Below are 22486 nucleotides of genomic sequence, written 5' to 3' on the forward strand. Positions count from 1 at the left end.
GTCAGCGCCCCTGCCACTTGGGCGGACGCTTGTCCGTGAACGCCGCGTGGAATTCCTTGTAGTCCTCGCCGGTCATGAGGAGCGCCTGCGTCGCGGCGTCCATCTCCACGGCTGCGGCCAGGGGCATGTCGAGCTCGGAGGTCAGCAGGGCCTTGGTCTGCGCGTACGCGAGGGCGGGTCCGTCGGCGAGGCGGCGCGCCAGGGTCTGTGCGGCCTCCGCCGCCTTGCCCTCGTCGGTCAACTCGCTGATCAGGCCGATCCGTTCGGCCTCGGGGGCGCGCACCGGATCGCCCAGCATCAGGATCCGGGTGGCGTGGCCGAGGCCGACGACGCGGGGCAGGAGGTACGCGGCCCCCATGTCACCGCCCGACAGGCCGACCCGGGTGAAGAGGAAGGAGAACCGCGCCGAGGGGTCGGCCACCCGGAAGTCGGCAGCGAGGGCGAGCACGGCTCCGGCGCCCGCGGCCACCCCGTGCACGGCGGCGATCACCGGGAAGGGGCACTCGCGGACGGCTCGTACGACCTGTCCCGTCATGCGGTTGAAGTCGAGCAGCTGCGCGGTGTCCATGCCGAGGGTCGCGCCGATGATCTCGTCGACGTCACCGCCCGAGCAGAAGCCGCGTCCCTCGCCGCCGAGCACCAGGGCGCGCACGGACTTGTCGCGGGACAGCTCGGCCAGGAGGTCGCGCAGGTCGGCGTAGGCGCCGAAGGTGAGCGCGTTCAGTTTGTCGGGGCGGTCCAGGGTGACCGTGGCGACCCCGTCGTCCACCTCGAAGCGGAGGTGCTGCCAGTCGGGGGTGCGGGGGGCGGAGCCGGTGAAGGGACTCATGACGACGTGCGGCCTCCTCGGTCGGGGCGGCGGCGGTCTACCTCTCGAAGTTATCACCTGTCCGTGACTGTCGTCACGAGTGCGCGATACGAGCGGCCTCTCCCGCAGATCCCCACGGGCCCCACAAGCCCCTTGTGGGAACTGAAATCCCGAAATGCACGTCTTTTCACCTGGAGCACCCAAGGGCCGGACGTCCCGGACATGCCCGACCGTCGGCCCTGTCGACATAGCGCTTAAGATTCGTACGGTTGAAAGCAGGACCTCCTGCTGCCCTGAACGGACCCGCCTTGCACGAACCTCCCGCTCCCGCCTCGTGGCGCATCGCGCTGCCGCACACCGCTGCGGCCGTACCGATCGCCCGTGCGCTGGTGCGTACCGCGCTCACGGAGATCGAGTCGTCCGCCGACAGCGACACCGCTGAGCTCCTTACGGCCGAGCTGGTGGCGAACGCGGTGGAGCACACCTCGGGGCACGACCCGATAGAGCTCGTCATCGAGCTCCTGCCGACCGGCTGCCAGGTCGAGGTCCACGACTCGAACCCGCTGCCGCCCGGCGACCTCACCGACCCGTCGCCGCTCGGTGAGCCGGACCCCTGGCAGGAGCACGGGCGCGGACTGCTCCTGATCCGCACCCTCAGCTCCTCCTGCGGTCACCGCCCCACCGACTCCGGCAAGGCGGTCTGGTTCACACTCCCTGCGGCGTAGGCGCGTCCGCGTCGGCTTCGGCCGCCTGACCGAGCCGCGAGTGACGGCGCCCGTACAGCGCGTACACCAGGGTGCCCACGACGAGGAACACGGTGAACTGCACCCACGTCGTCCAGCCCGTGCCCCAGATCAGGTAGAGGCAGAAGCCCACGCCCAGGACCGGGGTCACGGGGTAGAGCGGCACCCGGAAACTGCGCTTCAGCTCCGGGGCCGAGCGGCGCAGCGCGAGCACCGCGACGTTCACGGCGACCATGATCGCCAGCGTGCCGATCGTCGTCAGGTTGACCACCACGTCCAGCGACGAGAAGGCGGCGGGGACGGCGAAGACCGCCGCGACGATCCAGGTGTTGGCCACCGGCGTCGAGGTCTTCGGCGAGACGCGCTCGAAGACGCGCGGGATGAGCCCGTCGCGGGACATCGACATCAGGATGCGGGTCTGCCCGTACATCACGGCGAGCACGACGGAGGCGATGGCCACGACCGCGCCGAAGGCGATGATGCCGCCGCCGACCGTCGAGTCGGTGACCTGGTTGACGACCAGCGAGAGCGCGGCGGGCTTGTCGGCGACCGCGTCCGCGCCCAGCGCGCCGATCGCTCCGAGGGCGACGGCGACGTACAGGAGCGTGGCGACGCCGATGCAGATCAGGATGGCGATCGGGATGTTCCGGCGGGGGTTCTTGACCTCTTCGCCCGCCGTGGTGATCGCGTCGAAGCCGATGAAGGAGAAGAAGGCGAGCGAGGCGCCCGCGGTGATCCCGGAGGCTCCGGCGCCCGCGAAGGGGGTGAGGTTGCCGGCCTTGAACGCGGTGAACGCGATGGCCAGGAAGAGCAGCAGGATCCCGATCTTGAGGACGGCCATGGCGGCCGTCGCCCGCGCGCTCTCGCGGATGCCGCGCACGAGCAGCACCGCGGCGAGCAGGATCACGACGACGGCGGGCAGATTCACGACACCGCCCTCGCCGGGCCCCGAAGAGAGCGCGTCGGGCAGGTGCCAGCCGGTGAGGCTTTCGAGCAGCTCGTTCAGGTACTGGCTCCAGCCGACCGCCACGGCGGACACGGAGACGCCGTACTCCAGGAGGAGGCACCACCCGACGAGGAACGCGGTGCGCTCGCCGAGCGAGGCGTACGCGAAGGAGTACGAGCTGCCGGAGACCGGGATCGCCCCGCCCAGCTCGGCGAACGAGAAGGCGGTGAAGATGCAGGTGACGGCGGCCAGGAAGTACGAGACGGCGACCGCGGGGCCCGCCTCGGCGACGCTGTCGGAGAGGCCGACGAAGATGCCGGTGCCGACGATCGCGCCGACGCCGAAGCAGACCAGCTGGAACAGGCCCATGGTGCGCTTCAGGCCGTGGCCTTCGAGGTCGGCGCCCGATTCGGCGACGAGGAGTTCGGGGGACTTGATGCGGAGTCCTGCCGGACCGGTCGAGCGCATGCGGTGGTTCTCATTTCGGTGGTGCTGGGTGCGACGGGGGTGGGCCGCAAAAAAGCGAGGCCGGGGGATGGTGTTCCCCGGCCCCACCAGTGTGAGCGTGCTGTAACGCGTTCAGGGTTCAGGCGAGCGTGGCGACGAGGATCGCCTTGATCGTGTGGAGCCGGTTCTCCGCCTCGTCGAAGACGACGGAGTGCGCCGACTCGAAGACCTCGTCGGTGACCTCGAGAGAGCTTAGACCGTGCCGCGCGTGGATCTCACGCCCGACCTTCGTGCCCAGGTCGTGGAAGGCCGGGAGGCAGTGCAGGAACTTCACGTCGGCGTTGCCCGTCGCGCGCAGGACGTCCATCGTCACGGCGTACGGCGCGAGCGCCGCTATGCGCTCGTCCCAGACCTCCTTGGGCTCGCCCATGGAGACCCAGACGTCGGTCACGACGAAGTCGGCGCCCGCGACGCCCTCGGCCACGTCCTCGCTGAGCGTGATCCGCGCACCGCTGGTCTCGGCGAGCTTGCGCGCCTGGGCCACGATCGCGTCGGCGGGCCAATAGGCCTTGGGCGCGACGATGCGGACGTCCATGCCGAGCAGCGCGGCGGTGATCAGGTACGAGTTGCCCATGTTGAACCGGGCGTCGCCGAGGTAGGCGAAGGTGATCCCGGTGAGGGGCTTCGTGCTGTGCTCGGTCATCGTGAGCACGTCGGCGAGCATCTGGGTGGGGTGCCAGTCGTCGGTCAGGCCGTTGTAGACGGGCACGCCCGCGTGGGCGGCGAGCTCCTCGACCGTCGCCTGGGCGTCGCCGCGGAACTCGATGGCGTCGAACATCCGGCCGAGCACCCGGGCGGTGTCCTTCGGGGACTCCTTGGAGCCGATGTGGGATCCGGCCGGGTCGATGTACGTCGTCGACGCACCCTGGTCCGCCGCCGCGACCTCGAAGGAGCAGCGCGTGCGCGTGGAGGACTTCTCGAAGATCAGCGCGATGTTCCTGCCCCGCAGCGACTGCGTCTCGGTCCCCGCCTTCTTGGCCGCCTTCAGCTCGGCGGCAAGCTCGATCAGGCCGCGGAACTCCTCGGCGGTGAAGTCCAGCTCCTTGAGGAAGTGGCGGCCGGTGAGGTCGATGGCCATGATGGCGCTCCAGAGGCGTGTACGGGGACAAGGAATGCTGGAAGTCTATACGACGCTCCACATTTCTATTCAGTCGACGGCATCCCGCTGCACCGGACAGCTCATGCACCGCGGACCGCCCCGGCCGCGCCCCAGCTCGCTCCCGCGGATCTCGATCACCTCGATGCCCTCCTTGCGCAGATGCGTGTTCGTGGTCGAGTTCCTTTCGTACGCCACGACGACACCCGGCTCGACCGCCAGCACGTTGCACCCGTCGTCCCACTGCTCGCGCTCGGCGGCGTGCACGTCCTGGGTGGCCGTGAGGACCCGGATCCCGTTCAGGCCGAGGGCCGCCGCGATCGCCCGGTGCATGTGCTCGGGCGGATGGTCGGTGACCTTCAGCTCCCGCCCGTCGACGCCCGGCTCGATCGTGTACGAACGGAGCATGCCGAGGCCCGCGTACTGCGTGAAGGTGTCGGCGTCGACCATCGTCATGACCGTGTCGAGGTGCATGAACGCGCGTCTCTTCGGCATGTCCAGGGCCACGATCGTCTGCGCGGAGCCCGCCGCGAAGAGCTTGTGCGCGAGCATCTCGACGGCCTGCGGCGTGGTGCGCTCGCTCATGCCGATGAGGACCGCGCCCCGGCCGATCACCAGGACGTCGCCGCCCTCGATGGTCGAGGGGTAGTCCGACTGCCCCTGGGACCAGACGTGGAAGTCCTCGGCCCGGAAGAGCGGGTGGTGCCGGTAGATCGCCTCGAAGTGCACGGTCTCGCGCTGCCGCGCGGGCCAGCGCATCGCGTTGATGGAGACACCGTCGTATATCCACGCCGAGGTGTCGCGCGTGAAGAGGTGGTTGGGCAGCGGGCCGAGCAGGAAGTCGTCCAGGTCCATGCAGTGGAAGCGCACGGACGTCGGCTCGGGGTGGTGCTCCAGGAACTCCCGCTTCGTCATCCCGCCGATCAGCGCGTCGGCCAGCTCGGCGGACGGCATCGTCTCGAACGCGGCCCGCAGATGGTCCGTCGCCAGCGGCCCGTACTCCTTCTCGTCGAAGACGCGGTCCAGGACGAGGAGGCGCGCGCCCGGCACGTCCATGGCCTCGGTGAGCAGGTCGCCGAAGAGGTGGACGGCCACCCCGCGGTCGCGCAGCACATCGGCGAACCCGTCGTGTTCCTGGCGGGCCCGGCGGACCCACAGGACATCGTCGAAGAGCAACGCGTCCTTGTTGGTCGGCGTGAGCCGCTTGAGCTCCAGATCAGGACGGTGCAGGATCACGCGGCGCAGCCGCCCGGCCTCGGAGTCGACATGGAATCCCATGGAGTCCATCTTTCCCCTGCCGGGCGGCCGACGCCCGCTGTTGCCTAAAGCCGCGGGTCCACCGGCTCCGACTCCAGGGCCAGGACCGCGAACACCGCCTCGTGGACCCGCCACAGCGGCTCGCCCGCCGCGAGGCGGTCCAGGGCCTCGAGCCCGAGCGCGTACTCACGGATCGCGAGCGAGCGCTTGTGGCCGAGGAAGCGGCCGCGCAGCTTGTCGAGGTGGTCGGGGCGGGTGTACTCCGGGCCGTAGATGATCCGGAGGTACTCCCGGCCGCGGCACTTGATGCCGGGCTGCACGATCCGGCCCTTCGCGTCGCGGACCAGCGCCTCGACCGGCTTGACGACCATGCCCTCGCCGCCCCGGCTGGTCATCTCCAGCCACCAGTCGACGCCTGCCTGGACCGAGGCCTCGTCGCCGGTCTCGACATACAGCCTGCGGGTGGTCTGCAGCAGGCCGGTGCCGTCGTGCTCCACCATGCGGTCGATCAGGGCGAGCTGTTCGTCATGCGGGAGCGCGGCGAGGCTGCGGCCCTGGACGGCCAGGATCTGGAACGGCGCGAGACGCACGCCCTCAAGTCCTTCGGTCGGCCAGCAGTAGCGGCGGTAGGCGTCCGTGAACGCCGCCGCGTCCACGGCGCGTTCGCGCTGCTTGGCCAGGAGTCCTCCGGTGTCCACGCCCCGTGCCGTCGCCGCTTCCAGGGCGGCGATCGCTCCGGGGAAGACGGCTCCGGAGGCGGCGCCCACGGCCGCGTACTGCGTGCGGAGCAGTCCGGACGCCTTCAGCGACCAGGGCATCAACTCCGCGTCGAGCAACAGCCAGTCCGTGTCGAGCTCCTGCCACAGGCCCGCCTCGGTGACGGCGGTGCGCACGCGGCCGAGTATCTCCTCGGTGACTTCCGCGTCGCCGAAGAACGGACGGCCCGTGCGGGTGCAGAGCGAGCCGGTCGGCCCGTCCACGCCGAAGCGCTCGCGGGCCACGTCCGCGTCGCGGCACACCAGGGCCACGGCGCGCGAACCCATGTGCTTCTCCTCGCACACGACCCGCGCGACACCGTCCTGGGCGTACGACGCGAAGGCCTCGGCCGGGTGCTCCAGGTAGCCCTCGCGCTGTGAGGTCGCGGTCGGCGCCATCGTCGGCGGGAGGTACGGAAGGAGCCGCGGGTCGACGGCGAAGCGGCTCATGACCTCAAGGGCCGCCGCCGCGTTCTCCTCGCGCACGGCGACGCGTCCCGCGTGCCCGGTCTCCACGGCGCGGCGGCCGTGCACGTCCTTCAGGTCGAGCGGCCGCCCGTCGTGACCGCCGGGCGCCTCCGTGCGCAACGGCCTGGCCGGTTCGTACCAGACCTGCTCCGCCGGTACGTCGACGAGCTCGCGCTCCGGCCAGCGCAGCGCGGTGAGCCTGCCGCCGAAGACGGCGCCGGTGTCCAGGCAGATGGTGTTGTTCAGCCAGCTCGCGGTGGGCACGGGGGTGTGGCCGTAGACCACGGCGGCGCTGCCGCGGTAGTCCTCCGCCCAGGGGTAGCGCACGGGCAGGCCGAACTCGTCGGTCTCGCCGGTCGTGTCGCCGTACAGCGCGTGCGAGCGGACGCGGCCCGACGTACGCCCGTGGTACTTCTCGGGCAGACCCGCGTGGCAGACGACGAGCCTGCCGCCGTCGAGCACATAGTGCGAGACGAGCCCGTCCACGAACTCCCTTACGGTGGCGCGGAATTCCTCGCTCTCCGTCTCCAGCTGCTCGATCGTCTCGGCGAGCCCGTGGGTGTGCTGGACGTTGCGGCCCTTGAGATAGCGGCCGAGCTTGTTCTCGTGATTGCCCGGTACGCACAGGGCGTTGCCGTCGCCGACCATCGACATCACGCGGCGCAGCACGCCCGGGGAGTCCGGGCCGCGGTCGACGAGGTCGCCCACGAAGACGGCCGTACGCCCTTCGGGGTGCGCGCCGTCGACGTAACCGAGCTTGCCCAGCAGGGTGTCCAGCTCGGCGGCGCAGCCGTGGATGTCGCCGATGATGTCGAAGGGGCCCGTGAGGTGCGAGAGGTCGTTGTAGCGCTTCTCGGTGACGATGGTGGCGCCGTCGATCTCCTCCACGCCCTTGAGGACGTGGACCTTCCTGAATCCCTCGCGCTCCAGGTGCTTGAGCGAACGGCGCAGTTCGCGCTGGTGGCGCTGGATGACGCGGCGGGGCATGCCGGCCCGGTCGGCGCGCTCGGCGTTGCGTGCGGCGCAGACCTCCTCGGGCACGTCAAGGACGATGGCGATGGGCAGCACGTCATGCTGCCTGGCAAGGTCGATCAGCTGCTTACGGCTCTCGCTCTGCACGTTGGTCGCGTCGACGACGGTGCGGCGGCCCGCGGCGAGGCGCTTGCCCGCGATGTAGTGCAGCACGTCGAAGGCGTCACCGCTCGCGCCCTGGTCGTTCTCGTCGTCGGCGACGAGGCCGCGGCAGAAGTCGCTGGAGAGCACCTCGGTGGGCTTGAAGTGCCTGCGCCCGAAGGTGGACTTGCCGGATCCGGTGGCGCCGACGAGGACGACGAGGGAGAGGTCGGTGACGGGCAGCACGCGTCCGCGGGGGCGCACGTCGCCCTCCGGCCCGCTCGCGCGGTCGTACTCGGTGAGCTCGGTGTGCTCGGTGCGCTCGCTGTTCGGGTCGTTCTTCGTCATGCCGCCTTCACTCCCTTCGCCTTCTCGTCGTTGCCGTTCTGCGTGAACACGGCCATCTGGGTCGGCGGCCCCACCTCGGGGTCGTCGTCCCCGACGGGTACGAACTCCACGTCATAGCCGTGCCGTTCGGCCACCTGGCGGGCCCAGCCACTGAACTCCTCGCGCGTCCACTCGAACCGGTGGTCGCCGTGCCGGACATGCCCGGCGGGGAGCGTCTCCCAGCGGACGTTGTACTCGACGTTCGGCGTCGTCACGAGCACGGTGCGCGGCCGCGCCGAGCCGAACACCGCGTACTCCAGGGCGGGCAGCCGCTCCTCGTCGAGGTGCTCGATGACCTCGCTGAGCACGGCGGCGTCGTACCCCTTGAGCCGCTTGTCGGTGTAGGCGAGCGAGCCCTGGAAGAGCTTGACGCGATCAGCCTGCCGCTCGCCCATGCGGTCGAGCTTCAGCCGCCGCGAGGCGATGGTCAGCGCCCGCATCGACACGTCGACACCGGCTATCTCGGTGAACCGCGTGTCCTTGAGCAGCGCCTGCACCAACTGACCCTGCCCGCACCCGAGATCGAGCACGCGCCCGGCCCCGGCGCCGGTCAGCGCCGCGAGGATCGCCTCACGCCGCAGCACGGCGAGCGGTACGGACTTGTCCGGGCCCTCATCGGATTCGGCATCGTCGCTCTCCTCGCCGACCGCGTTGTCGATGTCGTCGACATCCGTGTCGTCCGCGTCGGCGAGCCGCACCAGTTCGAGCCGCTGCATGGCCTCCTGGGTCAGCGACCAGCGCCGCGCGAGATAGCGGCTGGTGATGAGCTTCTGCTCCGGGTGGTCCGCGAGCCAGCCCTCACCGGCGCGCAGCAGCTTGTCGACCTCGTCCGGCGAGACCCAGTAGTGCTTGGCGTCGTCGAGCACGGGGAGCAGGACATAGAGGTGCCGGAGTGCCTCACCCAGGGTCAACTTCCCGTCCGGCACGTCGAGTACGAGATGGACGTACCGCGAGTCGCCCCATTCCGGGAACTGCTCGTCCAGCGGGATCCGTGTCACCGTGACCGTCCAGCCCAGCGGCTCGAACAGCTTGCGCACGAGATCGGCGCCGCCGCGCGCGGGCAGCGCGGGCACCTCGATCCGCAGCGGCAGCGGCTGCCCCGCACGCTCGGGCCGCGCGGTGCACACGTCGCGCATCGCGCTGGAGAACACCGCGCTCAGCGCCACGGCGAGCAGTGACGACGCCGCGTAGGGCCGGTCGTTCACGTACTGCGCGAGGGCCGCGTCGGGCGCCCCGCCCCGCCCCTTGCCCTTGCCCCGCTTCACCAGCGCCACGGGATCCACCTCGAGCAGCAGCGCGGCGGTGCAGCGCTCCACGGACGCCTCGGGGTAGAGGACGTGCGCGGTGCCGTAGGAGGTGGAGAACGCCTGCGCCTTCTCGGGATGCTTGTGCAGCAGGAACCCGAGGTCGGTCGCGGGGCTCTCAGGGGTACCGGAGGTACTGATCGTCAGGAACACGGGTATGCCTCGAAACGCAATCTGAACTGCGGAAACTTACGGTTGCGGCTCCAGCGCGCCTCTAGACCGTACAGCGAACATCACGGACGCACTCAGGGGTTTTTCCCGCTCCCCCGAAGCCCCCGTGCCGTCCCTCAGCCCTCCACCCAGCCGTGGCTCCTGCCGTGCTGCACCAGGTGTTCGCGAAGCTGCGTGATCTGCTCACCGGTCATCCACCCGGCCGCGGCGAGCAGCAGCTCGGTCACCTCGAACGAGTACTCCGCGACGCTGAGCACATCGCAGGTGGGCTCGTCGCCGTCGTCGAACCCGGCGGCGGACCCCTGGATCGACGGCGGCACCTGGGCCCGTCCTGCGAACGGCGGTGCCGTCGGTGCCTGTGCCCCCTGGGGAAGACGGACGGACGACGCCTTGGGTCCGCGCTCGCCCTCCTCGATCTCGAACTCGACCCGCGCGCCCGTGTGCACCAAGGGCTCCGGGATCAGCAGGTCGTTGGCGTGCAGGAACACGTCTTCCCCACCTGTCTCCGGGGCGATGAACCCATAACCCCGCGCGCCGTCGAACCGCACAACCCTGCCAGCGACCATCTCGACCCCAACCCCAACACCGTCTCCGGGCCCCTCGCCCGGACAGCCAGTGCCGAAGCCTAACCCCCGGACCGGGGCGTCGTGGGGGTGAGTTGCTCATCGCGTCCCGCGGGCGGGCGCCTGCAACACGGCCTGTGCGGGACTGAAAGTGGATCCGGCATCCGGGCAAGATGGCTGCATGGACCTTCGAATCTTCACCGAACCGCAGCAGGGCGCGACCTACGAGACGCTCCTGCGCGTCGCCAAGGCCACCGAGGACCTCGGCTACTCCGCCTTCTTCCGCTCCGACCACTATCTCGTCATGGGCTCCTCCGACGGTCTCCCCGGACCCACGGACGCCTGGATCACCCTCGCGGGACTGGCCCGTGAGACCCGGCGGATCCGGCTCGGCACCCTGATGACCGCGGGCACGTTCCGGCTGCCCGGCGTCCTGGCGATCCAGGTCGCGCAGGTCGACCAGATGTCGGGCGGCCGCATCGAGCTCGGGCTCGGCTCCGGGTGGTACGAGGCGGAGCACTCCGCGTACGGAATTCCCTTCCCGAAGGAGAAGTTCGGACGCCTGGAGGAGCAGCTCGCCATTGTCACGGGCCTGTGGGAGACCCCGGTCGGGGAACACTTCACCTTCGACGGCACCTACTACCAGCTCTCCGAATCCCCCGCCCTTCCCAAGCCCGCGCAGTCCAAGGTGCCCGTCCTCATCGGCGGCCACGGCGCCAAGCGGACGCCCGCCCTGGCGGCCCGCTACGCCAGCGAGTTCAACATTCCCTTTGCCTCTCTTTCCGATACCGAGCAGCAGTTCAAGCGCGTGCGCGCCGCCGCCGACGAGCACGGCCGCAAGGCGGACGACCTCACTTACTCCAACGCCCTGGTGGCCTGCGTCGGCAAGACGGACGCCGAGGTGAAGCGCCGCGCCGACGCGATCGGGCGCGAGGTGGAGGACCTGAAGGCGAACGGGCTCGCCGGCTCCCCCGCGGAGGTCGTCGAGCGGATCGCCGCCTACCAGGCCGTCGGCTCGCAGCGCATGTACCTCCAGATCCTCGATCTGGACGACCTGGACCACCTGGAACTGATCTCCTCGCAGGTCATGCCGCAGCTGACCTGACGGCAACGCGACCGCCGCCGCGGCCGGTGGAGTCGACCCCGAGCGCACTCCCGTCAACTCCGCCGGTCCCGCCGGTCCCGCGCGGCCCCGGCCGGGTGAACTTCCGTCAACCCGGCACCCGGCACGGCTCCGCCCCAGTGACCCGCCGCCGCAAGTGATCGTTGGCTCGGGCGGAGCCGGACCGCCCGGCACCCGCACCGGCGGCCCCTGCTGGTGCGTCGCTTGCATCAGCTGCCCTCCACCACCGGGAGGGCGAGGGCCGAGGAGGCCGTCATGTCCCAGGAAGCCGTACCCGAGCAGGAGGCCGCGCGCGAAACGTCCGTGCCCGAGCAGGGCCCGCCAGGCCTGCTCCAGCAGATGGAGGAGCTGATGGCCGCGCTGAACGCGGATCTGACCCAGCTCGACGCGGACCTGCAGCAGTCCACGTCGGCCGGCGACACCACGCACCCCGCCCCTCGTCCCCCCGCAGGCGACGAGCCCACCCGCTCCTGACGGCACCGGCACTCCCCCGGCACCTGTGCCACCCGGCCGTCCGCGGCCCCCGGCACGACGCCGGATCATGGCGACCCCGCCGCCGAGTCGGGCTCGGGCAGGCTCTGTTCGCGCACCGCGAGTCTGCGCAGCATCTCGAGCACCCGGTCTCTCGACTCGTCGGCGGCGTCGATCCCTTCCATGCACTGCCAGTACACCCCCTCGTCGTCCGCGCCCATGGCCACGCCGACGAGCGCGATGCCCACCTCGCCGAGCAGCTCATCGAGCCCCCGCAGCACCTCGCGCGCCTGGCCGATGCCCGTCAGCCGTGCCGCCCGGATGCCCTCCGTCCCCAGGCCCGGGGTGGCGCCGATGACCCCGCAGCCCCTGCCGCCGACCTCGCTCAGACCGAGCGCCTCACCCCGCAACTCCGGCGGCCCCGCGATCGCGAGCCGACTGCCGATCGCCTGCGCGAGGGCCTGGGACTGCCACACCTCGGCCACGATGTGCGACGGTTCCTGGCTCCGCGCCAGAGCGTGTCTGCTCGCTTCGATGAGCCGCAACGCCTCCATGCGCACCCCCACCCATCCCGCGCGCATCCGCCGCACGTTCGCCCGAACTCCCTGACCCACTACCCAGAGTGAGTGCCAGTCGGACGAAAAGCCAGAGCAACTCGGAAATCTGTGGACAAGTTATCGACTGTGGACAACGCGTCCACTCCGGAGAGTGACGGATCTACGAGGGGAGGACCGTCAGCGGAAGGGAGCACGGTCAACTACGCACTGGCGATGACTACTTCGGCGGAAAGCGCCGCTCGTTCCGGTCGATCTTCGCGGCGAGCGCCGCGAGCGCGTCGATGCCGAGCACCTCGCAGAACTGGAGCAGATAAGCGAGCACGTCGGCGACCTCGTCCGTCACGCGGTGCGCCGATTCCGGGTCGTCCATCACCCGTGCCGACTGGTCGGGCGTCAGCCACTGGAAGATCTCGACCAGTTCGGAGGCCTCCACACTGAGCGCGGCGGCCAGGTTCTTGGGCGTGTGGTACTGCTCCCAGTCCCGCTCCGCCGCGAAGTCGGCCAGTCGCTGCTGCAGTCCCGCCACATCAAGTTCAGTCACGGCCCCAGGTCTACCACCGCGGCGCCGCCCACTTCAGCGGCCCACGAGGCGTCACTCACCGTCCCGACGAGGCGGATGTGCCCGCGCTCGCAGGTGTGCGCCGCCAGTTCGGCGATCGCGCGCTTCTGCCGCGGGTCCAGGAAGTCGTCGAGGCCGTCGGCGAGCACGGTGAGGTTCTGGTAGGCCGACGGCACCTCGGCCACCGGGTCCACCTCAAGGACGCCGGGACCGGTGAGCAGCACCAGGGCGAGCGCCAGATACCTCAGCTCGCCGTCCCCGAGCCGCCCGACGGGTGACCTGATCCCGCCGCCCCGGTCGATGACCGCCTGGACCGACCCGTCGTCGGCCACCTCCGCGAGCACGTCGGCGACCGGCCCCGCGCACCCGGCCCGCACCGCGGCCACCAGCCGCTCATGACGCTTGCCGCACTCCTCCCTCGTACGGAGAAGGACCTCGGCGAGGTTGTCGCAACTGCTCAACAGGCGGCCCGAGCCGATCAGTCCAGGGGGTACGGGCAGCCGCATGAGGCCGGGGCGTGGCGCGCACGGGAACACCGAGCGCAGCGCGACCACCACCTGCTCGGCCGCCGCGAGCACCAGGCGCTGCCCCTCGGTCTTGCCCGCGACACGCAGCGGGAGCAGCGCCGTACCGAGCCGGTCGTCCGGCAGGGGGCCGCGCGTCACCGGCGTCATGCCCGCCGTGTGCCAGGCCGCCTGCACCGCGCGCCGCCCCGGATCGCGCAGCGCCGTCTCGAGCAGGGTGAGCCCGCCCCAGGTCAGCCGCTCGCCCACGACGCGCAGTTCGGGCTCTGCCTGTACGGCGACGTCGAGCCGCACCGTCCCGACGGGACCGTCCACCGTGCAGCCGATCCGGAAGCCGCGCCGCTGCTGGCCGTCGCCCCGTGCGAGCTCGGGCACGCAGGCCACGGGGTCGGCGAAGACATCGACGAGTTCCTCGCCCGACCCGAGCCGCGCCAGCGCCTCGTACGCGGCGAGCGCGGTGGACTTGCCGCTTCCGCTCGGCCCCGTGAGGAGGGTCAGCGGACCGAGCGGGAACACGGAGCCCCGGTGGGCGGCGTAAGCCGAGAGCCGCAGCTCGGTGACGCGGCTCCGGTCCGGGCCCGACGGCGGCTCGGCGACCGCCTCCGGGAGGTGCACAGTCATGCCCGGACGTTAGGCGTCCACGCATCTGGTGAACCGTTCCGCCCGAGTGACCTTCCTACGAATGAGGGATTCCCCGCGAAGACTCGCCTACGACTGAGCCGCCTCCACGAGCCCCTGCACCTCGGTGCCGGGCGGTGCGAGCAGGAAGACGTTCTTGTCGACCCGGTGCATCCCGCAGCCGAGTCCGAGGACCACGCCGCTGCTGAAGTCCAGGACGCGCTTGGCGACTTCCGTCTCAGCCCCCGTCAGGTCGAGCAGGACCGGAATCTGCGCCATCACGGTCTCGGCGACCTCGCGGGCGTCCGCGAAGATGTTCACCCGCATCACCACAAAACGCCGCCGCGCCTCGGTCTCCGCGTCGGGCATCGCGCGGTGTCCGGGCCACGACGGCCATTCGTTGCGGCTGCGCAGCGGTACGACCTGGGCGAGCCCTTCCCACTGTTCATCGGTGACGTCGTGGCTGTTCAACGCTCCACCCCGTCCTGGCTCGCACTCGATATCTGCACTGGCTCATTCTTACGCGACCTCACCCGTTCGGCCCAACAGCGACACGGGGCGGGCGGACCAGTGTGCCAGGGCCGGCGGGTCAGTGTCCCAGAAGCCCCACAAGCCCTTCGGTCAGGCTGCCACGCCAACAGGCCCAGTCATGACCGCCGTTGTACTCGCCCAGGGTCACCGGACAGCCGCGCGAGCGCAGGGTCTCGTACAGATCGCGGTGGTGATCAAGAATTGCGTCCTCGCGCAGTCCGACGTCCAGGCGCACGGTGACGGGCAGGGACGGGCCGACGTGGAGGCGTGGGACGGGCGCGGACTGGGCCAGGACGCTGCCGAACCGCTCCGGCCGCAGGAACCCCGCGTACAAGGAGGTCAGTCCGGCAAGGCCCTGGCCCGCGACGAGCGTGCGCGCGGGGTCGGTGGCAAGCGGCCAGCGGCCCGCGGCCCAGGGCAGCAGTTCGTCGGCGAGGAAGCCCACATGGCGCTCGTGCGCGTCCATCTCCCGGCGGCGGGTGTCCCTGTCGACGGCGTCCGGGGCGAGGACGGCGAGCGGCGGCAGGGCGCCGTCGGCGACGAGGGCGTCCAGTGTGTCCTGGAAGGCGAGCCGCCCGAACCACATGTCGCCGTCGCACAGGACGAGCACCGGCAGTTCGCCCACCCGGCCGCCGGGCGGGAGATACGTCCACACGTCCCGCTCGGCGCCGAGCACCCCCGCGGGCAGCCGGTGCCGCTCGACCCTCCCCCGGGGCACCCCGGCCCGCCGCTCGGTCCACGCCCGCGCGGGCGCCTGCGGGAGCTCGAAGACGGAGGTGGCGCGGTCCAGCCAGCGGCCGGGCATCCGGCGGTGGTTGAGCGGGTCGGGCGCGGCGTGCGCGGACAGGGAGAGCAGGCGTTGCTGGAGGAGCGCGGCGGACGCGGGCGGTTCGCCGGGCGAGATGTCGGCGGCCATGCGGTACGAGCCGCGGTGGTCGGCGCGCAGCCGGTAGCTGAGGTGCCAGATGTCCGTGCCGGGCAGCGGGCTCAGCCGGGACGCGGCGAGGTCGGCGCGGTCCGCGATGCCCTCGGCGAGGAGCAGGACCTGCCGCGTGGCGCGGTGGCCGCGCCACAGGAACGTCGCGGTGCAGTGGTCCGGGTCGCCGTCGACGGCCTCGATCAGGGGGGTGCCGCGGCGCGCTGCATCCGCCCAGAAGTCCTCAAGGACGGCGGCCCGTTCAGGTTCGGCGGCGCCGGCGACGCGGGCCGCGACGCGTTCGACGCAGGGCGCGGCGCCCGGGAGCCTGCGGGGCGCCGCGTCGGCCGCGAGCACCCCCGTGGTCACACTCACCCGCACACGAAGAGGACCCGCATCGTTCCCCGCCTTCCTGGTCCAACCCACGACAATATCAACTTAGCTTAGCCTAACCTAAGTCAATACGGATCGCGGGGAGGCCCCTGCGCGGCGCGCCGCCGGATCAGCTCCTCAGCGGCCGGAAGAACGTCCGCAGCTCCTGAGCCACCTGCTCCGGCTCCTCGTGCGCCATGAAGTGGCCGCCCCGCTTCGGGGTGCTCCAGTGGCGCAGGTCGGTGAAGGTCCGCTCGGCCATGCTCCTGGGGAAGTCCGCGAACGCCGGTTCATTGCTCAGGGTGACGGCGCCGGGGACGGTGACGGGCGGCACCGGCTTGTTCCGGGGGTAGTCGTAGTACTGCCGGAAGGACGAGCCGATGCTGCCGGTGGCCCAGTACAGGGTCGCGACGGTGAGCAGGGTGTCCTTGTCCCAGCGGGTCTCCAGATCGCCGCCGCAGTCGCTCCAGTCGCGGTACTTGTCGGCGATCCAGGCGACGAGCCCGGCCGGGGAGTCCATCAGGGCGGCCGCGATGGTGTCCGGGCGGCTGCACATGATCTCGCTGTAGCCCTGGTCGTCCACGTCGTACGCGGCCAGCGCGTCGAGGAACGTCCGCTCATCGGGGGTCGGCGGCGCGTCGTCGAACTGTTCCGTGATCACCGCGGAGGTGACGTGCACCCCGGCCACGTCCTGCGGATAGAGGGCCCCGAGCCACTGCGTCACTCCGCCGCCGATGTCCCCGCCGAAGGCGCCGAAGCGCTCGTAGCCCAGGGTCCGGGTCATCAGCTCGTGCCAGATCTCGGCGACGCCCCTGCGCGTGAACGGCTCGCGCGGCAGCTCGGAGTGGACGAAGCCGGGCAGCGAGGGGATCACCACGTCGAAGGCGTCGGCCGGGTCGCCGCCGTGCGCGGCCGGGTCGGCGAGGCGCCCGGCGACCCGCAGCATCTCCACGAAACTGCTCGGCCAGCCATGGCTCAGGACCAGCGGCAGCGGCGCGGGCGCGCCTTCGGGGCGCCGGCCCCGCAGATGGACGAAGTGCACGCGCCGTCCGGCGACTTCGGCGACGTACTGAGGAAAGGCGTTGAGCGCGGCCTCGGCGGCGCGCCAGTCGAAGCCTTCGGCCCAGTGGGCGACCAGCTCGCGCAGATAGCCGGGGTCGACGCCCGCCGCCCAGTACACGGAGTCGGATGGCTGGGTGAAGAGGGTGCGCTTGAGGCGCGTACGCAGGTCGTTCAGCACGTCGTCGGACACGGAGGTCCGGAAAGGAGCGGGCTCGGCGGTCATGGTTCCTTCGGTGCAGGAGACAGGGGGCGCCGCGGCGCCGGGTCGGCGTCGATGCGGCGGGCAGGGCCCATGATGCGCGACGCGCAAGAATCTGCCCATGGATTTTGATCAGACGGATGCCTACCTCCGCCGCATCGGCGCCGAGCGCCCCTCCGCGCCCACCACACGGGCCCTGCACGATCTGCAGCTCGCGCACCTGCGTGCCGTGCCCTTCGAGAATCTCTCCATCCACCTCGACGAGGACATCGAACTCACCGACGACTCCTTGGTCGCGAAGGTCGTCGGCGCCCGCCGCGGCGGCTTCTGCTACGAGCTCAACGGCGCGTTCGCCGCGCTGCTCACCGCCCTCGGCTTCGAGGTCACCCTCTTGCAGGCCCGTGTGTACGACGACTCCGGGAAGCCCGGGATCCCCTACGACCACCTGGCGCTGCGGGTGCGCACCTCCGACGGCGGCGACTGGCTCACGGACGTCGGCTTCGGCACCCACAGCCACTTCCCGCTGGCCTACGGCGAGCGCGGCGACCAGCCGGACCCCGGCGGCACCTTCCGCGTCACCGAGACCCCCGAAGGCGATCTGGACGTCAGCAGGGACGGCAAGGCGCAGTACGTGGTCGACCAACGCCCGCGCGCCCTGGGTGACTTCACGTCCGGCGCCTGGTGGCACCGCACCTCGCCCCGGTCCCACTTCACGCGGTCACTGGTCTGCTCGCTGCTCACCGAGACCGGCCGGATCACTCTCAGCGGCCGCACCCTCACCACGACGACTGCCGGTGAGCGCCACACCGTCGAGCTGGCCACGGACGCCGACGTGCTCGACGCGTACGCCACGCACTTCGGCATCGCGCTGAAGCAGGTGCCGCACGTGAAGGAGACCGTCTCCCCCGGAGGTCATGCAGCCTCTTGACCTTTCCTCCAAGGAGGGTGGCATCTGCCATGGACATTCGCCCATACGTGTTGTAGATGCCAGGTCAGGCGGCTTATCGTGTCGCGCATGCAGTCCTACACGATCGGACAGGCGGCGCGTCTGCTCGGCGTCAGCCCCGACACCGCTCGTCGGTGGGCGGACGCCGGACGGGTCACGACCCATCGCGACGAGGGCGGCCGTCGGCTCATCGACGGCCGCGATCTCGCCGCGTTCTCCGTCGAGGTCGCGCAGGGGCAGGCGCAAGGGGGCAACGGCGAGGACGACGTCCCCTACACCTCCGCCCGCAACGCCTTCCCGGGCATCGTCACCGCCGTGAAGCTCGGCGACGTCGCGGCCCAGGTCGAGATCCAGGCAGGTCCGCACCGGCTCGTCTCGCTCCTGACCCGGGAGGCCGTGGAGGAGCTGGGCCTGGAGGTCGGCATGCAGGCGACCGCCCGCGTGAAGTCCACCAGCGTGCACATCGACCGCACCTGACCCCTGGTCCGCACCCCAGGGTCCGCAACCACGGGCCGGACCGCGCCGCCGGCCTCGCCTCCAAGGAGTTCCACGCCCATGTCCCTCGCTCTCACCCCCGCCCGGCGCCGCACCGCCGCCGTCCTGACGGCCGCCCTGCTCGTCCCGCTCGCCGCCTGCGGCAACGACGACGACAAGAGCGGCAGCGGCAAGAAGCCCGCGGGCGCCGCCGCGCCCAAGGCCGACCTGACGGTGCTCGCCGCCTCCTCGCTCACCGACGTCTTCGAGACCGCGGGCGCCGCGTACGAGAAGGAGAACCCGGGGACGAAGGTCAACTTCTCCTTCGCCGGTTCCCAGGAACTGGCCGCCCAGGTCAAGCAGGGCGCCCCGGCCGACGCCCTGGTCACCGCGGACACCAAGACCATGGACGGCCTGAAGGCCGACACCGGCACCCCGTCCGTCATCGCCAAGAACCGCCTGGTCATCGCGGTCGGCGAGGGCAACCCCAAGAAGGTCGCCGCGCTGAAGGACCTCTCCGACAGCAAGCTGAAGGTCGTCCTCGCCGCGTCCGAGGTGCCGGTCGGCCGCTACAGCAAGCAGATCCTGGACGACCAGAAGCTCGACGTGAAGCCGGTCTCGCAGGAGCCCAACGTCCGCGCGGTCCTGAGCAAGGTCGAGCTGGGCGAGGCGGATGCCGGGCTCGTCTACAAGACCGACGCCGCGACCGCCCCCAAGAAGGTCGACGCGGTCAAGATCCCCGACGGCGAGAACGCGATCGCCGAGTACCCCGCGGCCACGCTGAAGACCTCGAAGCACGAGGAGGCGGCGACGGCGTTCGTGAAGTGGCTGTCCACGCCCGCCGCGCAGAAGATCCTCCAGGACGCGGGCTTCGAGAAGCCGTAGCCACGGCTCGTCGTCCACCGTCCGTCGCTTCGCCCAAGCCGAGGTGAGGGAGCCGACCGCCTCCCCGGTCGGGGTGTTCCGGGCCGTCCCCCGGAACACCCCGTACGCTCCCTCACCTCGCGACACCACCCCGAGCGCACCCCAGGGACCACGATGAAACGCCTGCGCGGCCGCACCCCTGGCCCCCGCACCCCGATCGCCCTGGCGATCCCCGCGCTGCTGGCCATCGCGTTCCTGATGCTGCCGCTGATCGGGATCCTCGTCCGTACGGAGTGGGGTGAGCTGGGCGCCCATCTGACCACTGAGGGAACCACGCAGGCTCTGCGGCTTTCCCTGGTCGTCTCCTTCTGGGCGCTGGGGCTTTCGCTGCTGCTCGGGGTGCCGCTCGCCTGGCTGCTCGCCCGTGTCGACTTTCCCGGCAAGGCGGTCGTACGTTCCCTCGTCCTGCTCCCGATGGTGCTTCCGCCCACCGTGGGCGGCGTCGCCCTGCTCCTCGCCTTCGGGCGGCGCGGACTGCTCGGCCCGTGGCTCGAGGACACGTTCGGGATCACCCTGCCGTTCCACACGTCCGGCGCGGTGATCGCCGCGACCTTCGTCGCGATGCCGTTCCTCGTCATCAGCCTCGAAGGCGCGCTCGGCGGACTCCGCCCCCGCTACGAGGAGACGGCGGCGTCCCTGGGCGCATCGCCGGTACGGGTGTTCTGCACCGTCACGCTGCCCATGGTCGCCCCCGGGCTCATCGCCGGAGCCGCCCTGACCTGGGCACGGGCCCTCGGCGAGTTCGGCGCGACCATCACCTTCGCGGGCAACCTGCCCGGCACCACGCAGACCCTGCCCCTTCAGGTGTACCTGCTGCTCCAGGACTCCCCCGAGGCCGCGACGTCCGTGTCGCTGCTGCTGCTCGCCATCGCCATGGCGGTGCTCGTCGCGCTGCGCGGGCGGTGGATGAGCACTCCGGGCGACCGCAGGGGTGACCGGTCCGGGCGGCTGCCGGACGACGCGCCCGCGCCCGCGCCGCCGGAGTCCGTCGCGGCCGAGTCCGCGGCGGAGCCCCAGGAGCGCTGGTCCCTGCACGCCGAGGTCAGCGGCTTCAACCGCCTGACCCTGGACGCCGAGCCGGGCACCACCATCGCCGTCGTCGGGCCCAACGGCGCGGGCAAGACCACGCTGCTGCGCGCCCTGCTCGGCCTCACCCCGCGCGCCCACGCCGAACTCCGCCTCGGCGACACCGACGTCACGGGCCTTCCGCCGCACCGCAGGCACGTCGCCTGGGTCCCGCAGGACGGCGCCCTGTTCCCGCACATGAGCGCGCTGGCCAACACGGCGTACGGGCCGCGCGCCCTCGGTGTCCCGCGCGCCGAGGCCCGGCGCCGCGCGCAGGAGTGGCTCGACCGGCTCGGCGTCGGCCACCTCGCGCACCGCAGGCCTGCCCAGGTCTCCGGCGGTCAGGCCCAACGGGTGGCGCTGGCACGGGCGTTGGCGGCGCGCCCCCGGCTGCTCCTGCTCGACGAACCGCTCGCCGCGCTCGACCAGACGACCCGGGCCCACGTGCGCCACACCCTGCGTACGCACCTCGAGACCTTCGGCGGTGTCTGCCTGATCGTCACGCACGACCCCGTCGAGGCGGTGTCCCTCGCCGACCGGGTTCTCGTGCTCGACCAGGGGCTCGCCCTCCAGGACGAGGCGCCCGCCGAGGTGACCCGGCACCCGCGCTCCCCGTGGGTGGCCAGGATGCTGGGCCGCAACGCCTGGCCCGGCACCGCGGGACCCGAGGGCCTTGCCCTGCCCGGCGGGGGAACGCTCGTGATCGCGGACCCGCTGCCGCCGGGCACCGAGGCCCTGGCGATCATCGCCCCGGAGGCGGTCTCCGTGCACCGCGACAAGCCCGGCGGCAGCCCCCGCAACGTGTGGCCCGGCACCATCCGTGAGATCACCACGAGCGGCAGCCGCCTGCGCCTCCTGATCACCTCCCCGCAGGCCCCCGACCTCGTCGCCGAGATCACCCCGCAGGCCGCCGCCGAACTCGGCCTCGCCGACGGGACGCCGGTGTGGACCAGCGTGAAGGCGACGGAGGCGACGGTCGTGCCCACGTAGGACGCAGGCGTGGGACGCGGGCGTGGTGCGCGGGCGTGGTGCGCGGTGTCAGCCGAAGAGCTCGTGGTCGGCCAGGACCTCGGCGATCAAGTGCCGGTCGACGGCCGCACGCTCCGGATCGGTGTCGATGTACCCGCTCAGGGTCAGCAGGCACTTCCACAGGAGCCAGCCGCGGGCGCGCGCCCAGGTGCCCTCGTCCTGGCCCACCGCGCGCCGGAACACCTCCCGGCTCTCACCCGAGAACATCCCCCACGCGCACACCAGGTCGCACGCCGGGTCGCCGACGCCCGACGTGCCGAAGTCGATGACGGCGGTCAGCTTGCCGTCGGCGACCAGGAGGTTGCCGGGGGCGATGTCGCCGTGGAACCACACGGGCGTCCCGCGCCACTCGGCGGCGAGCGCGGCGTCCCACACGACCGCGGCCCTGTCCGTGTCGACGCGGCCCTTGAGGGCGGCGAGGCACCGCCGGGTCTCCTCGTCGTAGTACGCCGGGGACGCGCCGCGGTACCAGCTGTGCTCGCCGGCGAGCGGGCCCCCGGTGGTGTCGCAGCGCTGGAGGGCGAAGATGAACCCGGCCACGGAGTCCGCGAACTGCGCCCTGTCGCCGATGCGTTCAGGAGCCGCCGTCTCGCCGTCGAGCCAGCCGCGGACGGACCACGGGTAGGGATACCCCTCGCCCGGGACACCCTCGCCCCGGATCGGCGGGACGGCGTACGGCAGGGACGGCGCGAGCCGGGGCAGCCATTCGTTCTCCTTGGCGACCGCGGGGACATAGCCGGTGGCGGTGGGCAGCCGGGCCGTCAGGGTGTCGCCGATTCGGTACGTCCGGTTGTCCCAGCCGTCGACCTCCACCGGTCTGACGGGCAGGTCGCTCCACTGCGGGAACTGCGCGGCGACCAGACGTTTCACCAGGGCGGCGTCGATGCCGGCGCGCCCGTCGGGAGGTGTCGGAACCATGCGGGGATCATCGCCTCCGGCGATCGCGCCGCGCAACGAATTATCGAGTTGTCGAGCGATTGGAACGACTTCAGTCAACA

The 22486-nt window shown here is 71.5% G+C and carries 21 protein-coding genes; 7 read left to right on the forward strand and 14 right to left on the reverse strand.

What is annotated here, in order from left to right; all coding sequences use genetic code 11:
• Position 1 precedes the first annotated feature (1 nt).
• A complete protein-coding gene (locus ABZ833_RS28475) occupies positions 2-829 on the reverse strand; it encodes an enoyl-CoA hydratase family protein (RefSeq protein ID WP_361052042.1) in 828 nt (275 codons plus the stop codon).
• Between the two features lie 272 nt (positions 830-1101).
• On the opposite strand from ABZ833_RS28475, the gene ABZ833_RS28480 reads away from it, so the two are divergent.
• A complete protein-coding gene (locus tag ABZ833_RS28480) occupies positions 1102-1533 on the forward strand; it encodes an ATP-binding protein (protein WP_361052403.1) in 432 nt (143 codons plus the stop codon).
• Here the strand turns inward: ABZ833_RS28480 and ABZ833_RS28485 are convergent.
• The 6 genes from ABZ833_RS28485 to ABZ833_RS28510 form a co-directional block, all read right to left on the reverse strand.
• Positions 1514-2965 (reverse strand): amino acid permease, encoded by a 1452-nt coding sequence (locus ABZ833_RS28485; RefSeq protein ID WP_361052045.1) that lies wholly within the window; start codon positions 2963-2965, stop codon positions 1514-1516. The genes ABZ833_RS28480 and ABZ833_RS28485 overlap by 20 nt on opposite strands.
• 118 nt (positions 2966-3083) lie before the next feature.
• A complete protein-coding gene (gene argF / locus ABZ833_RS28490) occupies positions 3084-4082 on the reverse strand; it encodes an ornithine carbamoyltransferase (protein WP_361052048.1) in 999 nt (332 codons plus the stop codon).
• Positions 4083-4151: 69 nt separating this feature from the next.
• A complete protein-coding gene (locus ABZ833_RS28495) occupies positions 4152-5378 on the reverse strand; it encodes an arginine deiminase (RefSeq protein WP_361052051.1) in 1227 nt (408 codons plus the stop codon).
• Positions 5379-5422: 44 nt separating this feature from the next.
• Positions 5423-8041, reverse strand: coding sequence for a polynucleotide kinase-phosphatase (locus tag ABZ833_RS28500; RefSeq protein WP_361052054.1), 2619 nt, complete (start codon positions 8039-8041; stop codon positions 5423-5425).
• Positions 8038-9537, reverse strand: a complete 1500-nt coding sequence (locus ABZ833_RS28505) for a 3' terminal RNA ribose 2'-O-methyltransferase Hen1 (RefSeq protein ID WP_361052057.1) — start codon at positions 9535-9537, stop codon at positions 8038-8040. Before ABZ833_RS28505 ends, ABZ833_RS28500 begins: the two co-directional genes overlap by 4 nt.
• A gap of 134 nt (positions 9538-9671) precedes the next feature.
• Positions 9672-10121 (reverse strand): cold shock domain-containing protein, encoded by a 450-nt coding sequence (locus ABZ833_RS28510; protein WP_361052060.1) that lies wholly within the window; start codon positions 10119-10121, stop codon positions 9672-9674.
• Positions 10122-10299: 178 nt separating this feature from the next.
• On the opposite strand from ABZ833_RS28510, the gene ABZ833_RS28515 reads away from it, so the two are divergent.
• Together ABZ833_RS28515 and ABZ833_RS28520 are read left to right on the forward strand one after the other, a co-directional pair.
• Positions 10300-11223 carry an LLM class F420-dependent oxidoreductase gene (locus ABZ833_RS28515; RefSeq protein WP_249587193.1) on the forward strand — a complete coding sequence of 308 codons (924 nt, stop codon included), beginning with the start codon at positions 10300-10302 and terminating at the stop codon, positions 11221-11223.
• A 273-nt stretch (positions 11224-11496) separates the two neighbouring features.
• Complete coding sequence (locus ABZ833_RS28520; RefSeq protein WP_361052063.1) at positions 11497-11715, forward strand: hypothetical protein; 219 nt, start codon at positions 11497-11499, stop codon at positions 11713-11715.
• A 65-nt stretch (positions 11716-11780) separates the two neighbouring features.
• On the opposite strand, the gene ABZ833_RS28525 is transcribed toward ABZ833_RS28520, so the two are convergent.
• The 6 genes from ABZ833_RS28525 to ABZ833_RS28550 form a co-directional block, all read right to left on the reverse strand.
• Entirely contained in the window at positions 11781-12266 is a 486-nt protein-coding gene (locus ABZ833_RS28525; protein WP_361052406.1) for a DUF6099 family protein, read from the reverse strand.
• Positions 12267-12486: 220 nt separating this feature from the next.
• Complete coding sequence (locus tag ABZ833_RS28530) at positions 12487-12810, reverse strand: nucleotide pyrophosphohydrolase (RefSeq protein WP_361052066.1); 324 nt, start codon at positions 12808-12810, stop codon at positions 12487-12489.
• Positions 12807-13973, reverse strand: coding sequence for an ATP-binding protein (locus tag ABZ833_RS28535; RefSeq protein ID WP_361052069.1), 1167 nt, complete (start codon positions 13971-13973; stop codon positions 12807-12809). Before ABZ833_RS28535 ends, ABZ833_RS28530 begins: the two co-directional genes overlap by 4 nt.
• Positions 13974-14060: 87 nt before the next feature.
• Entirely contained in the window at positions 14061-14441 is a 381-nt protein-coding gene (locus tag ABZ833_RS28540; protein ID WP_249587197.1) for a cell division protein SepF, read from the reverse strand.
• A gap of 118 nt (positions 14442-14559) precedes the next feature.
• Positions 14560-15792 (reverse strand): alpha/beta hydrolase-fold protein, encoded by a 1233-nt coding sequence (locus ABZ833_RS28545; protein ID WP_361052073.1) that lies wholly within the window; start codon positions 15790-15792, stop codon positions 14560-14562.
• 127 nt (positions 15793-15919) lie between these two features.
• Entirely contained in the window at positions 15920-17074 is a 1155-nt protein-coding gene (locus tag ABZ833_RS28550; RefSeq protein WP_361052076.1) for an epoxide hydrolase family protein, read from the reverse strand.
• A gap of 97 nt (positions 17075-17171) precedes the next feature.
• On the opposite strand from ABZ833_RS28550, the gene ABZ833_RS28555 reads away from it, so the two are divergent.
• From ABZ833_RS28555 to ABZ833_RS28570, 4 genes are all read left to right on the forward strand, one after another.
• Positions 17172-17978 (forward strand): arylamine N-acetyltransferase, encoded by an 807-nt coding sequence (locus ABZ833_RS28555; protein ID WP_361052079.1) that lies wholly within the window; start codon positions 17172-17174, stop codon positions 17976-17978.
• An 87-nt stretch (positions 17979-18065) separates the two neighbouring features.
• On the forward strand, positions 18066-18473 hold the full coding sequence (locus tag ABZ833_RS28560; protein ID WP_361052082.1) for a helix-turn-helix transcriptional regulator: 408 nt from the start codon (positions 18066-18068) through the stop codon (positions 18471-18473).
• Positions 18474-18551: 78 nt separating this feature from the next.
• Positions 18552-19355 carry a molybdate ABC transporter substrate-binding protein gene (gene modA, locus ABZ833_RS28565; protein WP_361052085.1) on the forward strand — a complete coding sequence of 268 codons (804 nt, stop codon included), beginning with the start codon at positions 18552-18554 and terminating at the stop codon, positions 19353-19355.
• 153 nt (positions 19356-19508) lie between these two features.
• Positions 19509-21449 (forward strand): ABC transporter permease, encoded by a 1941-nt coding sequence (locus ABZ833_RS28570; RefSeq protein ID WP_361052088.1) that lies wholly within the window; start codon positions 19509-19511, stop codon positions 21447-21449.
• A 48-nt stretch (positions 21450-21497) separates the two neighbouring features.
• Here ABZ833_RS28570 and ABZ833_RS28575 read toward each other — a convergent pair whose 3' ends face one another.
• Positions 21498-22406, reverse strand: coding sequence for an aminoglycoside phosphotransferase family protein (locus tag ABZ833_RS28575; RefSeq protein WP_361052091.1), 909 nt, complete (start codon positions 22404-22406; stop codon positions 21498-21500).
• Between the last annotated feature and the right edge of the window lie 80 nt (positions 22407-22486).

This window comes from Streptomyces sp. NPDC047525 (genome assembly GCF_040643025.1).
Classification (GTDB): domain Bacteria; phylum Actinomycetota; class Actinomycetes; order Streptomycetales; family Streptomycetaceae; genus Streptomyces; species Streptomyces durmitorensis.

Excerpts from the sequence above, each read along its gene's own strand:
- ABZ833_RS28475 (WP_361052042.1), bottom strand. The coding sequence starts at position 829 with ATGAGTCCCTTCACCGGCTCCGCCCCCCGCACCCCCGACTGGCAGCAC.
- ABZ833_RS28485 (WP_361052045.1), bottom strand. The coding sequence starts at position 2,965 with ATGCGCTCGACCGGTCCGGCAGGACTCCGCATCAAGTCCCCCGAACTC.
- argF (WP_361052048.1), bottom strand. The coding sequence starts at position 4,082 with ATGGCCATCGACCTCACCGGCCGCCACTTCCTCAAGGAGCTGGACTTC.
- ABZ833_RS28495 (WP_361052051.1), bottom strand. The coding sequence starts at position 5,378 with ATGGGATTCCATGTCGACTCCGAGGCCGGGCGGCTGCGCCGCGTGATC.
- ABZ833_RS28500 (WP_361052054.1), bottom strand. The coding sequence starts at position 8,041 with ATGACGAAGAACGACCCGAACAGCGAGCGCACCGAGCACACCGAGCTC.
- ABZ833_RS28510 (WP_361052060.1), bottom strand. The coding sequence starts at position 10,121 with ATGGTCGCTGGCAGGGTTGTGCGGTTCGACGGCGCGCGGGGTTATGGG.
- ABZ833_RS28515 (WP_249587193.1), top strand. The coding sequence starts at position 10,300 with ATGGACCTTCGAATCTTCACCGAACCGCAGCAGGGCGCGACCTACGAG.
- ABZ833_RS28520 (WP_361052063.1), top strand. The coding sequence starts at position 11,497 with ATGTCCCAGGAAGCCGTACCCGAGCAGGAGGCCGCGCGCGAAACGTCC.
- ABZ833_RS28525 (WP_361052406.1), bottom strand. The coding sequence starts at position 12,266 with ATGGAGGCGTTGCGGCTCATCGAAGCGAGCAGACACGCTCTGGCGCGG.
- ABZ833_RS28535 (WP_361052069.1), bottom strand. The coding sequence starts at position 13,973 with ATGACTGTGCACCTCCCGGAGGCGGTCGCCGAGCCGCCGTCGGGCCCG.
- ABZ833_RS28550 (WP_361052076.1), bottom strand. The coding sequence starts at position 17,074 with ATGACCGCCGAGCCCGCTCCTTTCCGGACCTCCGTGTCCGACGACGTG.
- ABZ833_RS28555 (WP_361052079.1), top strand. The coding sequence starts at position 17,172 with ATGGATTTTGATCAGACGGATGCCTACCTCCGCCGCATCGGCGCCGAG.
- ABZ833_RS28560 (WP_361052082.1), top strand. The coding sequence starts at position 18,066 with ATGCAGTCCTACACGATCGGACAGGCGGCGCGTCTGCTCGGCGTCAGC.
- modA (WP_361052085.1), top strand. The coding sequence starts at position 18,552 with ATGTCCCTCGCTCTCACCCCCGCCCGGCGCCGCACCGCCGCCGTCCTG.
- ABZ833_RS28570 (WP_361052088.1), top strand. The coding sequence starts at position 19,509 with ATGAAACGCCTGCGCGGCCGCACCCCTGGCCCCCGCACCCCGATCGCC.
- ABZ833_RS28575 (WP_361052091.1), bottom strand. The coding sequence starts at position 22,406 with ATGGTTCCGACACCTCCCGACGGGCGCGCCGGCATCGACGCCGCCCTG.